The 12,444-nt window shown below is 71.7% G+C and carries 13 protein-coding genes; 6 read left to right on the plus strand and 7 right to left on the minus strand.

Going from position 1 to position 12,444, the window contains the following annotated elements; translation table 11 throughout:
* The first annotated feature begins 49 nt into the window (after window positions 1–49).
* Both ACIQNG_RS20665 and ACIQNG_RS20670 read left to right on the plus strand, forming a co-directional pair.
* Complete coding sequence (locus tag ACIQNG_RS20665; RefSeq protein ID WP_401486688.1) at window positions 50–2,029, plus strand: FUSC family protein; 1,980 nt, start codon at window positions 50–52, stop codon at window positions 2,027–2,029.
* 98 nt (window positions 2,030–2,127) lie between these two features.
* Window positions 2,128–2,307 (plus strand): hypothetical protein, encoded by a 180-nt coding sequence (locus ACIQNG_RS20670; protein ID WP_401486690.1) that lies wholly within the window; start codon window positions 2,128–2,130, stop codon window positions 2,305–2,307.
* A gap of 463 nt (window positions 2,308–2,770) precedes the next feature.
* Here ACIQNG_RS20670 and ACIQNG_RS20675 read toward each other — a convergent pair whose 3' ends face one another.
* Both ACIQNG_RS20675 and ACIQNG_RS20680 read right to left on the minus strand, forming a co-directional pair.
* Window positions 2,771–2,959 (minus strand): hypothetical protein, encoded by a 189-nt coding sequence (locus ACIQNG_RS20675; RefSeq protein ID WP_401486692.1) that lies wholly within the window; start codon window positions 2,957–2,959, stop codon window positions 2,771–2,773.
* Complete coding sequence (locus tag ACIQNG_RS20680) at window positions 2,956–3,147, minus strand: hypothetical protein (RefSeq protein ID WP_401440765.1); 192 nt, start codon at window positions 3,145–3,147, stop codon at window positions 2,956–2,958. Before ACIQNG_RS20680 ends, ACIQNG_RS20675 begins: the two co-directional genes overlap by 4 nt.
* 352 nt (window positions 3,148–3,499) lie before the next feature.
* On the opposite strand from ACIQNG_RS20680, the gene ACIQNG_RS20685 reads away from it, so the two are divergent.
* Together ACIQNG_RS20685 and ACIQNG_RS20690 are read left to right on the plus strand one after the other, a co-directional pair.
* Window positions 3,500–4,618 (plus strand): helix-turn-helix domain-containing protein, encoded by a 1,119-nt coding sequence (locus ACIQNG_RS20685; protein WP_401486694.1) that lies wholly within the window; start codon window positions 3,500–3,502, stop codon window positions 4,616–4,618.
* Between the two features lie 12 nt (window positions 4,619–4,630).
* Window positions 4,631–5,212 (plus strand): HD family hydrolase, encoded by a 582-nt coding sequence (locus tag ACIQNG_RS20690; RefSeq protein WP_401440761.1) that lies wholly within the window; start codon window positions 4,631–4,633, stop codon window positions 5,210–5,212.
* Between the two features lie 447 nt (window positions 5,213–5,659).
* On the opposite strand, the gene ACIQNG_RS20695 is transcribed toward ACIQNG_RS20690, so the two are convergent.
* The 3 genes from ACIQNG_RS20695 to ACIQNG_RS20705 form a co-directional block, all read right to left on the minus strand.
* On the minus strand, window positions 5,660–6,865 hold the full coding sequence (locus ACIQNG_RS20695; protein ID WP_401440759.1) for a helix-turn-helix domain-containing protein: 1,206 nt from the start codon (window positions 6,863–6,865) through the stop codon (window positions 5,660–5,662).
* Window positions 6,866–7,221: 356 nt separating this feature from the next.
* Window positions 7,222–7,794, minus strand: a complete 573-nt coding sequence (locus ACIQNG_RS20700) for a dihydrofolate reductase family protein (RefSeq protein ID WP_401440757.1) — start codon at window positions 7,792–7,794, stop codon at window positions 7,222–7,224.
* Window positions 7,795–7,950: 156 nt separating this feature from the next.
* Window positions 7,951–9,021, minus strand: a complete 1,071-nt coding sequence (locus ACIQNG_RS20705) for a hypothetical protein (RefSeq protein WP_401486697.1) — start codon at window positions 9,019–9,021, stop codon at window positions 7,951–7,953.
* 148 nt (window positions 9,022–9,169) lie between these two features.
* Between ACIQNG_RS20705 and ACIQNG_RS20710 the strand changes: the two genes are divergently transcribed.
* On the plus strand, window positions 9,170–9,295 hold the full coding sequence (locus ACIQNG_RS20710; RefSeq protein ID WP_401486699.1) for a hypothetical protein: 126 nt from the start codon (window positions 9,170–9,172) through the stop codon (window positions 9,293–9,295).
* Window positions 9,296–9,314: 19 nt separating this feature from the next.
* On the opposite strand, the gene ACIQNG_RS20715 is transcribed toward ACIQNG_RS20710, so the two are convergent.
* Complete coding sequence (locus tag ACIQNG_RS20715) at window positions 9,315–9,752, minus strand: hypothetical protein (protein ID WP_401440753.1); 438 nt, start codon at window positions 9,750–9,752, stop codon at window positions 9,315–9,317.
* A gap of 230 nt (window positions 9,753–9,982) precedes the next feature.
* Between ACIQNG_RS20715 and ACIQNG_RS20720 the strand changes: the two genes are divergently transcribed.
* On the plus strand, window positions 9,983–11,413 hold the full coding sequence (locus ACIQNG_RS20720) for a PP2C family protein-serine/threonine phosphatase (RefSeq protein ID WP_401486701.1): 1,431 nt from the start codon (window positions 9,983–9,985) through the stop codon (window positions 11,411–11,413).
* A gap of 112 nt (window positions 11,414–11,525) precedes the next feature.
* On the opposite strand, the gene ACIQNG_RS20725 is transcribed toward ACIQNG_RS20720, so the two are convergent.
* Complete coding sequence (locus tag ACIQNG_RS20725; RefSeq protein WP_401440749.1) at window positions 11,526–12,248, minus strand: DinB family protein; 723 nt, start codon at window positions 12,246–12,248, stop codon at window positions 11,526–11,528.
* Window positions 12,249–12,444: the final 196 nt, after the last annotated feature.

Raw genomic sequence — 12,444 nt, forward strand, 5'->3', positions numbered from 1 at the left:
CGTGGGCACCGGCCCCCGGCAACCGGCAGCCGCTGGCCATAATGTGCCCATGCCCCGAGAGTTCCCGATCGGCCTCACCCCTCCCGACTGGCTGGTCAGGAATCTGCGGGCCCAGCCGGCCCCGGTGAACCGGCCGGCCGTCGCCCGCGCCGCCGTCGCCATGACCCTGCCGCTCGCCGTGGGCCTCGCGGTCGGCGAACCCGCGTACGGGGCCATCGCCTCCATGGGCGCGCTGTCCGGGGTGATCGGCGACACCGCCGACGCGTACCGCATACGGATCCTCAACATCGCCGTCCCGCAGTTCTTCGGCGCGGTCGGCGTCACCCTCGGCTCGCTCGTCCACGACCGGGGCTGGCTCGCGGTCGTCGTCCTCACCGCGATCGCGCTGGTCTCCGGGATGATCTCGACCATCGGCGCGGTGGCCTCCGTCTCCGGGCTGCTCCTGCTGCTGAACGCGGTGGTGGGCGCCGGGCTGCCGATGCCGGGTCCGTGGTGGGCGGCGCCGCTGCTGATGGGCGGCGGCGGGCTGCTGGTGCTGCTGCTCGCGCTGATCGCCTGGCCGCTGCGCTCCGGCGTGCCCGAGCGGGCCGCCGTCGCCGACACCTACCGCAAGGTGGCCGAACTGCTCGCGCGCGGCGGGGCGGGCGGACCCGAGGGCCACGCGGCCTACGACGCCGCCCGGCACGCGGCGACCCAGTCGCTCAACGAGTCGTACGACCTGGTCCTCGGCCATCGCACCCGGCACCACGGGCGCAGCCCCGAACTCACCCGGCTGGTCGCCCAGTTGAACGCCGTGACCCCGGTGCTGGAGGCCGCGCCCGCCGCGCATCTGTCGGGCGGGCCGCTGCCGCCCGAGGTGCCGTCGGCGGTGCGGCATCTCGCCGACGCGGTCGAGACCGGCTACCGGGGGCCGATAGGGCTGATCCTGCCGGAGCCGTCCGGCGAGAGCGCGCGGGCCGTGGACCACGCGCTGCGGCACGCCGCCTCCGTGGTGACCTCGCCCGACATCGACCCGCAGGCCCTGGACGACAGCGCCGACCGGCTCGGCCGCCCCGGCACCCTGCGGGTACGGGCCGCGCGCACCGCCCGCACCGTGGTCCTGTCGGCCGGCTCCTGGCGCTACGGGCTGCGACTGGCCCTGTGCATCGGCCTCGCGCAGGCCCTGGTCTCCCTGGTCCCCGTGCCCCGCTCCTACTGGGTCGCCCTGACCATCACCTTCGTCCTCAAGCCCGATTTCGGCTCGGTGTTCTCGCGGGCCCTGCTGCGCGCCCTGGGCACGGTGGCGGGGCTGGTGATCGCGGCGGCGGTGCTCTCGCAGGTGCCGCGGGGCTGGTGGGACGTACCGGTGATGCTGGTGCTGGCCCCGCTGGTCCCGGCCCTCACCCCGCGCGGCTACGGCTATCAGACGGCCGCGATCACCCCGGTGATCCTGCTGCTGTCCGACACCCTCAACCGCGAGGGCACCGCCCTGCTGCTGCCCCGGCTCGTGGACTCGCTCATGGGCTGCGCGATCGCGCTGATCGTGGGCTATCTGCTGTGGCCGGAGAGCTGGCACACCCGCGTCGGTGACCGGCTCGCGGACGCGGTGGCGGACGCCGCGCGCTATGCGGAGGCGGCGTTCGGGCAGGCCGTCGATGTCGACCCCGCCGCCCGCGCCCGGATGCGCCGCCGGCTGTACCGGGATCTGTCGGTCGTCCGTACGGAGTTCCAGCGCGCCCTGACCGAACCGCCGCCCACCGGCCGCCGGGCCGCCGCCTGGTGGCCGCTGGTGGTCGCGGTGGAACGGATCGTCGACGCCACCACGGCCGCCCGCGTCCGCGTCAAGCACGGCGCCGCCCCGCCGACCCGCCCCGAGGTCGACCAGGTGGCCCGCCAGTTGCGCGAACTGGCGCAGGGGCTGCGGGAGGTGGAGGTTCTCTTCGCCGTCCGCACGGACCTCACCGGGGCGCCGGACAGTGTGCTGGAGCCGCTGCGCCAGGAGGTCGCGGCGGCCCGGGCGATCGCCACGCCCCGCCGACCGGGTCGGTAGAGTCGGCGCGGCGCCCGCCACCACCTGGGGGGATGGACGACGACAGCGGACGCGGTACCCGTCGTGCTCGTGCACGGGACCCGCTTCAGCGCGGACCAGTGGAGCCCGCGACCGGGATCATCGCCGAGGCCGTGGACGCGCTCGGCGCCGGACCCGCCCTGGTCGTCGGGCACTCGCTCGGCGGCTACGCCTTCCACACCCGGCCCGCCGCCTGCCGCCAAGACTGGTCGTCATGGCGGAACCGCCAGAGAAATCATGGGGGAAAGGGCGATTCATGAAGACGAGAAGGCGGCTGACCACGGTGGTCATGGGCGTGGCGACGAGTGGCGTGCTCCTGGTCGCCACGGCGGGCGCGGCGCACGCGGCGAGCTGGGACTGGTCGGCGAACTCGCTCACGGACATCGACTACACCATCATCACCGGCCTGCGCGTGTACGCGTGTGTCGACGACGCGGGCGCCGACTCCTGGTCCCACTGCGCCCACACCTCACCAATCCGCCGCTCCCGCGCTCCAGGTTCCGCCGCCATGTCACACCCCCCGCCCGCGCCACGACAGCCCGCCCGCGTCACGGCAGCCCGCACACCGGCACGGCGGCCACGCCTGAGACACCGTCGCGAGCGGACCCGGAATGGCCTGGTAGGTACGTCGTACGACCGGGCCCTTCGGCTCGCAGTCCGCACCGACCCGGTACGTCTCGACCGTCATCCGCGACCTGCCCGGAGCGGGCTTGGTACCCGCGTTCACCGCTCCCCCTCCCCGCCCGGTGTGTGGCAGGGGCAGGCGCAGCGCGGGACGAGCACCGTGCCCCCGCCATACGGCAGCGGCACGTCCTTCGTCTGTCGGCAGTCGTCGTGCAGCAGCTCGTACCCCGGCCGCGCGGCCAGCGCGCACTCCGCCGACCGGTGCCCCTCTACGGTGGGCCCGCTCATCGCACGGCCCCCCTCGCCCCGATGACGTGCCGGTCCAGGTCGATGCCGAAGTCAGCAGCGAGAACCAGGACAGTCCGCCGCCGTTGCCGCTGCTCGCGCTCTCGTTCGGCAGCGATCACGTAGGGGCGGATGAGGGCCGTACCCGCGCCGTCGAGCGGCTCGTGCAGACCGTAGGGGGAACGGGGCACCCGAACCCGTGCGGCGGCCGGGCGGGCTGTGTCCGGGCATTGTGCGGGAGTGTCGGGGACCGGACGGGAACCAGCACGCCGCCTGCCCGAACCAGGCGCTAAGACACCCAGCACCCGTCGTACGAACGTGTGGATAATGTCCACTGTCGTCAGCTCCCTTTTAGCTGGTGGCCACGCCCCCGGACCGGTCGGAGGGCGGGCTGTTGGTTCTGGCCATGGGCGGTCATGGCGGCATCACTCCCACTAAGCTGAGTTGCCCGGTTGTCACCCCCGACAGTAGGTAGGCGTGATTACCGCTTGTAGTGACCGTGAGTACGGGTAAGGGCCCGTCGTGGGCGGGCAAGGGGACGCCATGGGGCAGCAGGCCAACGGAACCCTGACCGGTGGTCAGGGAACGTCCGGGCGGGGTCGCGCGGGCATCATCTCGGGCTACGTCTTCCGGGTCATACGGGAGCAGTTGGGGCACACGCAGGACAGCCTTGCCGAGCTGTTCGGGGTGGCGCCGGACACGGTCGCGGGCTGGGAGACGGGGCGCCGCCCGCTGACCTCCCTGCCGGTGGGGCAGATGCTGGTGCATCGCCACCGGCTCATGCAGATGGGGACGGCGCCCGCCCTGCTCGCCGCCCTCGAACGCGCGATGGAAGCTGACATGCTGCTGGCCAGCGCGCTGGAGGACGAGGCGCCCGCCGGGCCCAACCCGCTGGGCGCCTGGGTCATGCAGCGCGACCTCGTAGAGGTCCTGACCTGGCCGCTGAACGGCGTGCCGCCCACCCCTGTGCGGGACCTGCCGGCGCCGCCTCGTCCGCGCCGTGGCCCGGTACCGACGGCCCCGGACCTGCCCACGGTCGACCGGCGCCGCTTCTACAGCCGCATGCGGGAGACGGCCGAGCAGGCCCGAGGCGGCCGTGACTTCCTGCTGCGCCGGCAGGCCCTCTACCTCGCTGGGTTCGACCAGGACGCGGATACCTCCGAGTGGCTGGCGCACCAGCAGCGGACCGAGCGGCCGGACGACTGGCTGACGCAGTGGCTCAACTCCCGCTCCGTCGCCGCCGTGGCCACGCGCCAGGGCGACCGGGACCGTATGGCCCACTTCATCGGCCGCACCCTGGGCGACGACGACCGGGCCGAGGCGGCGAACCTGAACTACTGGGCGTACTGGGTCGGGGAGTCCACGCACATCCAACTGTCGGACGACTTCATTGGCGAGACGGCGCCCGGGCCCTGGCACGGCGACCGACTGATGGCCCACCTGGTCCAGGGCCTGACGCCGCGGCACGGCTTCTTTGACCTGAACGTCCACACCCTGTGGACGCTGCTCGCCGCTCGCCCCAACCTGCTGCGCGCACGTTCGGCTGCCGGCCGGGCCCTGCGCGAACGCCTGCCGGTGATGTTGGATGACTCCCAGCTTTCGCCGCAGGCTCGGCGTGAGCTGGACGGCATCGGGTACGCAATCCGCCTCGCCGAGGCGTGAAAGGGGACACCAGTGGGTGACCAGGACCTGGCGGACGTAGCCCACTTCCTGTGGGAGGCGGGCACGCTGAAGACGGCCCGACGAACGGGCTGGTGGATGGCGGGCGTTCGTGACCCCGAGAGCGTCGCCGAGCACGCGTGGCGTACGTCCGTCATCGCCTCGGTCATCGCCACCCTGGAGGGGGCCGACGCCGCGCGGGCCGCGCACCTGGCGGTGTGGCACGACTCGCAGGAGACGCGCACGGGCGACGTGAACCACCTGGGGAAGAAGTACGCGGCCCCGGGCGACCCGGTGGCGGTGACGGCGGACCAGACAGCCGGCATGCCCGAGGTCCTGCGGACGGCCGTCCGTGCGGTCGTCGCCGAGTACGAGGCGCGCGAGACGCCAGAGGCCATCTGCGCGCGTGACGCGGACAAGCTGGAGTGCATGTTGCAGGGCCTGGAGTACAAGGCCCAGGGGTACGAGGCGGCCCAGCGCTGGGTCGACAACAGTCGGGCCCGGATCGTCACCAAGTCTGGGCAGCTGCTCGCCGACCAGCTGCTGACCCAGGCCCCGCTCGACTGGTTGCGCGCGGCCATGGGTGAGCGCGGCTGACCCTGGACATGACGAAAGCGGCCCCGCCCTCCCGAGGGAGGACGGGGCCGCTTTCGTCATGATCCGATGTCGTGAAGGTACGGGCGGACCTCGTCAGGTATCGGCTGGGGCGGCGGCGGGGGTTCGAGACGCTGCTGCCGCATGTACGCGACCAGGGGGCACCCGAACCCGTGCGGCGGCCGGGCGAACAGCGCCCGCGCACTGCGGGGCAGGGACGGGAACCGGGCGGGATCCAGCCCGGCGCTTTCCTGGACCAGACGCTAAGACACCCAGAACCCATCGTACGAACGTGTGGATAAGCTTCACCATGTTGACCTGCACTCTCAGGTTGGCCACGCCCCCGGACGTTCGTCGCGTCGCGGGGGTCTTCTGCGCGCACCTCAGAGTGCCGACGCGAAAGGGCCGCAGTGTTCCCGATCCGGGAACACTGCGGCCCTTGACAGGTACCTACATGCCAACCCACGCTGCGAGCGAGGCCAAACCTTGGGGTGCGCGTCGTTGGCGACGCACCAAGACAGCGATTGTTTCCCGCATCAGTGGATGGTACCTAGCCTGCTGCGGCGCAATTTCCCTTGCATTATGTAGAGCTAGTTCCGCTGATTCGGGTTTCCCCATCTGCGAGTAGGCTCGCGCCATTTCGATGTGATATCGACCGATGCGCATTCTGGGGTGGTCAGCAGGGAAGTGGAGTTTGCGGGCCGACTTCATCGCCTCCCCGAGATTTCCCAACTCAACCGCTGTGGCGACATCGAAGTGAGCCACGTTAGTCACCCCAAATGATGCCCAGTAGACGCGAGGAACATCCCGGCCGATCTGCCGCGCTGCTTTTCGGGCGAGGTCTAGTTGACCACTAACCGCATCCGCGTTTTTCGCTTGCGCTGCCGCGATAGCGCCTGCCAAATACAGGCTTCCTGAAACCGCCAGCGCCGGTACCGACTCCGTGTTGTCGGACTGATCGATTAGTCGGTGGCCACGCTCCAGCACCTTGAGTGCCAACTGATTGTTCCCGCGCCGCAGTAACATGCTGCTGCGCTTGCTCAGACGGAGCGCGAGCAGCAAGGGATCTTGCGCTTGCTCCGCCATCCAACCCATTCGCTCTAGTGCGATCATCGCGAGTTGGTGATAGCCCAGTCGATAAGCAAACTCGTAGGCTACCCAGTAGGCCCAGCTAAGAGACGATGCAGCGATGTTGCGATCGCTACCACCAGGTAGGAGACTCACGGCGGTTGTTAGTTCACCTATGAGACCAGGAAGCTTAGAGCCCACCCCCTTGTACTCCGTCGCACAGGCGCTGGCGCATAGTTCCTTTACGTCAGATGCAATCTGGGCAACGGGTCTTGGGTTGATCTCCAAATCGGGTCCGAGGTCGTACAGATCAAGCGCGTCAGACAGTGGCGAGATCATTAGATCAAGCTTATCTTGTTGCATTTCTGACATGTATGGCTGGCCGTTGAGAACTGCCACATCGACCTCAAGTACTCGTGCCACAGCAGCAACGATGGTCGGTGTTGCGGGGGTTAGCCCAGCCTCTACCTTGGCGATCGTTCCTCGGGAAACGAAGGCGCGTTGCGCGAGGCCCGTCTGTGTGAGGTGGCGCAACTTCCGGTAGTCGGCAATCCGTGCGCCAATGTGGTCGTCGGTGTGCTGGGGCATACTGACTCCGTTCTGACCTAGTCACTCAGAACGGTACCCCCGACACATGGAGGGGGAACGGTGACGGCCCCCGCTCCGGCGGGGGCCGTCATGCTCCCCTTGAATGGCCGCCGGACTGGCGTCCGCGCTCCCGCTCCCGCGTCGTGCTGCGCCGACCACTCGACCACGGCGACGTGCCCGAAGTGCGCGCGCTCTTGGGTGAACACTGCAACCGCTTGAGCACATGATAAGCGTCTGACCTGCGTAAACGCCCTACCGCGCTAAGGGGTGGCCAGCGCAACTTGACACACCAGACCCCGCTCAGGCCGACCGAGCAGCACCGTTTCTCATGGCCGGGCTGATCCAAACGACAGACCCTAGCGGACCACCTCGAACACCTGCTTCTGGAGGCCGTTGCTGTAGGTCTCCTGCTCCAGCAGCCGCAGCTTCTGGGTGTCCTTGTCCGACGTGCTGAACATCCGCTTCCCCGCGCCCAGCAGCACGGGGAAGACCAGCAGGTGGTAGCGGTCGATCAGGCCCGCGTCGGACAGGGCGCGGTTCAGGGAGGCGCTGCCGTGGACGATGATCGGGCCGCCCTCGGTCTCCTTCAGCGCGGCGACCTCGTCCAGGGACCGCAGGATCGTGGTCTCGCCCCAGTTCGCGACGAGGTCGCCGTCGGTGAGGGTCGTGGAGACGACGTACTTCGGCATCAGCTTGTAGTCGGCGAAGTCCTCCATGTCGGGCCAGACGGGGCTGAACGCCTCGTAGCTGACCCGGCCGAGGAGTATCGCCGTGGCCTCCTGCTGCTCGCTGCCCTTCAGCTCGAACGCCTCCGGGACGAACTCGATGTCCTTGAAGGTCCAGCCGGCGTTGCGGTAGCCGGGCTCGCCGCCGGGCGCCTCCACCACACCGTCGAGGGAGATGAAGGCGGTGCTGATCAGGGTGCGCATCCGGGGCTCCTCGGGAGGGGAAGACGGTTCGGGCCGATGCCCTTCGATGACTCCAGCCTGCTACCGACAAATAAAATTGTCAAGGAGGGGATTGTTGTCGGGAGGGGGGTTGGGGGAGCGGGCGTCCGGGCGTCCCGGTCTGCTCTCGGGCTGTGCTTACGCGTTGGCGCTCGTCGGGGCCGGTGCCTCCGGCGCCGGTGGCGGGGGGTCGATCGTCGCCAGGGTGAGCGTGCCCGTGCCGATGCTGGTCGCCGTCGCGCGGTGGCGTCGGGCCGGGCCGTAGCGGCAGGCCAGGGCCACCGTCAGGCCCAGGGCCAGCAGCAGCCAGGACACCGTGCGCAGCGTCGAGGTCAGGGCGTCGTACACCGCGCCCACCGCGGGTTCCGGCATTCCGGCGGGCAGGTCGGCGAGGGTGAGATGGCGGCCCAGGGCGACAGCGAGGCCGAGCAGCGCGCCGCCGAGGGCGGTGCCGACGGCCATGGCGGTGACCGCGCGCCGTCGGCGGGCGGCCAGCGCGATACCGGTGGCGGCGAGGCCGAGGGCCGTGAGCGGCAGCCAGACGGCGGCGACGTGCAGCACGTGGAACCCCTTTCGCAGCGGGGCCAGATCCTCGGCCGGGAGCACGGCGACCTCCGTGGGGCCGACCCGGATCCGGCTGCCCACCGTCACGTTGTCCTCGGCGAGTTGCCGCTGTACGGCGGCGGCCACGGGGGCGAGGTCCACGGTCACCGGCGCGTCCTCCACCCGTACCGACCCGGGGCCGTGCCTTTCCAGGGGGCCCTGGGGGTTCCTGGAGGCACCGGAGGGCCTGGAGGCATTGGAGGCATTGGAGTCTTCGAGGGGGCCGGAGTGCGCGGGGTCCCCGGTCTGGGGGTCCCCGGTCTCCATCGCGTCCAGTACCGCCCGGTGGGTGGCCCGGTTCGCCTCGTCCCAGCCGACCCGGAACGCCTCGGTGCGGGTGAACGAGTGCACCGCGTCCCGCAGGAACGGTGCCATCGCGCCCGCGCCGGGGCTCTCCGTCATGGCGGCGCTCGCCCGTTCCGCCAGGCCCTCGCCGAGGATGTCCGCGACCGCGTCCCGTACGGCGGGGTCGGTGGCCAGCGGAGCCATGGTCCGGACATAACGCTGGGTGTCGGCCAGCCCGTACGTCACCCAGGACGCCAGCGCGCCCAGCGGCACCAGCAGACAGGCCAGTGCGATCAGCGCCGCCGAGAGGACGCCGCGCACCCGGGCGGCGCGGTGCCGAGTCCCGGGCGGGGCCTGGGGACTTGGCGGACTCGCGAGGCTCGGGGGCACCCTTCCAGGCAACGGGGTGCCGGTGGGGGGCGCGAGCGGGGGGCCGCTGTTCGGGCGAACCGGGCGAACCGAGGGTCACTTGACGTGGCTGGTGGACGCCGGGGCATGGGAGGGCGCGGCCCATGTGAACGCCGGGGCATGGGTGGGCAGGGCCCATGTGAACGCCGAGGCATGGGCGGGCAGGGCCCATGTGGACGCCGTGTAGGTGGTCGCCGTCCGCCCGGTCAGGGGAGGCGGTGGCCCTCCGCGTCCTCGTGCGTGTAGAAGCGGTAGAACACGACGACGAGGACGACCGCGGTGACCGCCAGCGACATCACCACGGAGCGCAGGACCGACGCGCCGGTCTGGCTGTAGAGGAAGCCGAACGCGCAGCCGCCGAACGCCGCCCACAGCAGTGCGTGCACCTCCCGCCTCAGCCGGGGGGTCAGCGCGTGCAGGGCCATCCAGATCCCCGCGAAGGCGATCGCCGCGACGAAGCCGAGCAGGATGTTCCAGCCGGTGATGCCCGAGCCGTGGCGATTGTTGGCCGCGGCCCAGTAGCCGTAGACCAGTCCGGCGACGATGGGCACGGCCCACTTGGCGATCGTGTGCGCGCGGGCGCTGAAGATGTCCGGCAGTGCGGAGCCCGGGGTGGTGCCGGGCGCGGGTGCGGCGTGAGCCATGAGAGCACTCCTCTCGTACGCCCCCGACTACCAGGGCACACCGGGCCGGGGCCGCGGGCAACTCCGGACGCGGGGGACTACGACGGGACGCCGGAGGGACTACGACGGGACGCCGGAGGGACTACGACGGGTCCTGCGGGATGCGCGACGGGGTCCGGCCGGATGCGGGGCGGGGCCGGGCGTGCTTCGCTGGCCTCATGAGGTCCGGGGGCGACCGGGCGCTGAGACCCGTGAGCAACGACGGGGCCGGCCGGAGCACGCTCGACCGGCTGCCCTGGACTGGGCGGTCGGGTCTGTGGCACCAGTACCGCACGTTGCGTGTGCGGGGGCGCACGGTGACCTGGGTGCCGCCGCTGGTGCTGTTGATCGCCATCGTCACCGTCGACTACTGGACCGGCACCGAGTTCCGGATCATCGCCTGGGTGGTGCTGGTGCCGGGGATCGCCGCGGCGCTGTGCGAAGTGTGGATGACGGCCGCCTTCACCGGGCTGGTGCTGGCGACGTATCTGTTCGTGGAGGCGCTCTGGCCGGAGCGGTTCAGTCCACGGCTGTCCGACTTCACGCTGATCGCGATCGGCGGGGTGCTGGCGACCCTGGCGTGCGCGGTGCGGGTGCGCGGCGAGGAGCACGTCCTGCGGATGCGGGACATCACCGAGACGGTGCGCCGCACGGTGCTGCGTCCGCTGCCGCCGGGCTGGGGCGGGCTGGAACACGCGGAGGTCTACCTCACGGCGGACACCGAGGCACGGGTCGGGGGCGACTTCTACGACATCCAGCCCGGCCTGTACGGCACCCGGGTGCTGCTCGGCGATGTGCAGGGCAAGGGGCTCGGCGCGGTCGAGGCGGCGGCGGCCCTGCTCGGCACCTTCCGGGAGGCGGGCTATCACGAGCCCGCGCTGGGGACGGTCGGGCAGCGGCTGGAGATCCGGATGATGCGGCACCGGCGCCGGGTGCGGGAACTCGGGCGCGAGGACGGCGACCGCTTCGCCACGGCGGTCCTGCTGGAGTTCCCCGACCACGACCCGGCCGCCATCCATGTCGTGAACTTCGGCCATGAGCCGCCCCTGGTGGTGGGGCCGGGCGGGGTGCGGGCCCTGCCGGAGGGGGAGGCGCTGCCGCTGGGTCTCGGTGATCTGGAGCCGAGGGCGCGGACGGGGGGCGGTCGGGGACGGGGACGGGGACGGGGTCCGGGCTCTGGTGCAGGGGGGCAGGGTTCGGCTTCGGCTTCGGCTTCGGGTTCGGGCCTGGGGCTGGGGCGGTTGTACGGGCTTCGGCGCGGGTGGGGACGGAGAGAGGTCGGGCTTGAGGGGGGTGGGGCGCGGCGGAAGGCGATGCCGAGGTCGTGGATCGCCGTGCACGGGCCGGGGGTGCCGGGGCCCGACGAGCGGGACGCCCGGCGCCGGCTGGGGCCGCCCGTCGTGCGGCGGGTGGCGCTGGGGGCCGGGGAGACGCTCCTGCTGACCACCGACGGGGTCACCGAGGCCAGGGACGCCGACGGGGAGTTCTTCCCGCTGGCGGACACCGTCGCGCGGGCGGTGGCGGGGGACGCGCGGTCCGTGGAGCCGGAGCGGCTGGTGGGGCTGGTCCGGGAGAGCGTGCTGCGGCACTGCGGCGGGCGGCTGGCGGACGACACGACGGTGTTCGCGATCCGGCGGCTCTGAGCCGGTCTGAACGGCTCTGAACGGATCTGAACGGCTCAGCGGCGGCTCAGCGGCCCGGCTCAGTCCCGGCATAGCGGCCCGGCTCAGCGGCGGCCCGGCTCAGCGGCCCGGCTCAGTCCCGGCGGGTGCGCCACAGGTCGCGCAGGAGGGCGATCTCGGCCATGTGGTGGATGAGTTCGAGGTTGGAGGCCCACAGCACGGAGTAGAACGGCTCGTCGGGGTGCGAGCCGTGCGGGTACTGGCAGAAACCGACGGTGTCGAGTTGCTCCTCGGTGACCGTGGCGAGGGCCGCGCGCCAGCGGTCCACGTCCGCCCAGAACCGCTCCACCGCCAGGGCCGCGTCCGGGGTGAAGTCGACCATCAGCCGCGGATCGCGCTCGCGGGCGCCGAAGGTCCACTCCCACTCGCCCGCGAAGGAGCCGTGCAGATGCCCCAGCCGCCAGGCGATGGTGGTGATCGGGGCGGCGCCCGGCTCCACCGGACCGGTGTGCGCGAGGACCTCCTCGACCCGCGCCACGCTGACGCTCCAGTCCTCGGCGACCTTCTCCACCGTCATCCCGTCGGCGATCTGACGGGCGACCTCGGCGTACTCGCCCGGTGGGATGTCCGGGGCGCCCAGGTCCATCACCCACTCGCCCGGCCCGTACGCCCTGGGGGTCACCGCCTCGCCGCGGCGGCGGATCGACCAGCAGTCCGGGGCCGGCTCCCACCGGAACTCCTCGTCGCCGAGGCCCGTCAACCGGACCCCGGCCAGCTCCCTGGCCATGTCGAACTGCTCCAGCAGCATGTCCAGCCGGCCGACGCGTGCGCCCGCCGTCCCTGAACCGGTCCCCATGACCGCCCCCTCGTCACCCTTGTCGCCCAGTCGCCCAGTCGCCGTGTCGTTCTCGTACGGCCCGTTCTCGTCCGGCCGTTCTCGTCCGGCCAAGCCCGCGTCCGGCCAAGCCCGCGTCCGGCCAAGCCCGCGTCCGGCCAAGCCCGCGTCCGGCCAAGCCCGCGTCCGGCCAAGCCCGCGTCCGGCCAAGCCCGGT

The organism is Streptomyces sp. NPDC091377 (assembly GCF_044757045.1).
Taxonomy (GTDB): Bacteria; Actinomycetota; Actinomycetes; order Streptomycetales; family Streptomycetaceae; genus Streptomyces.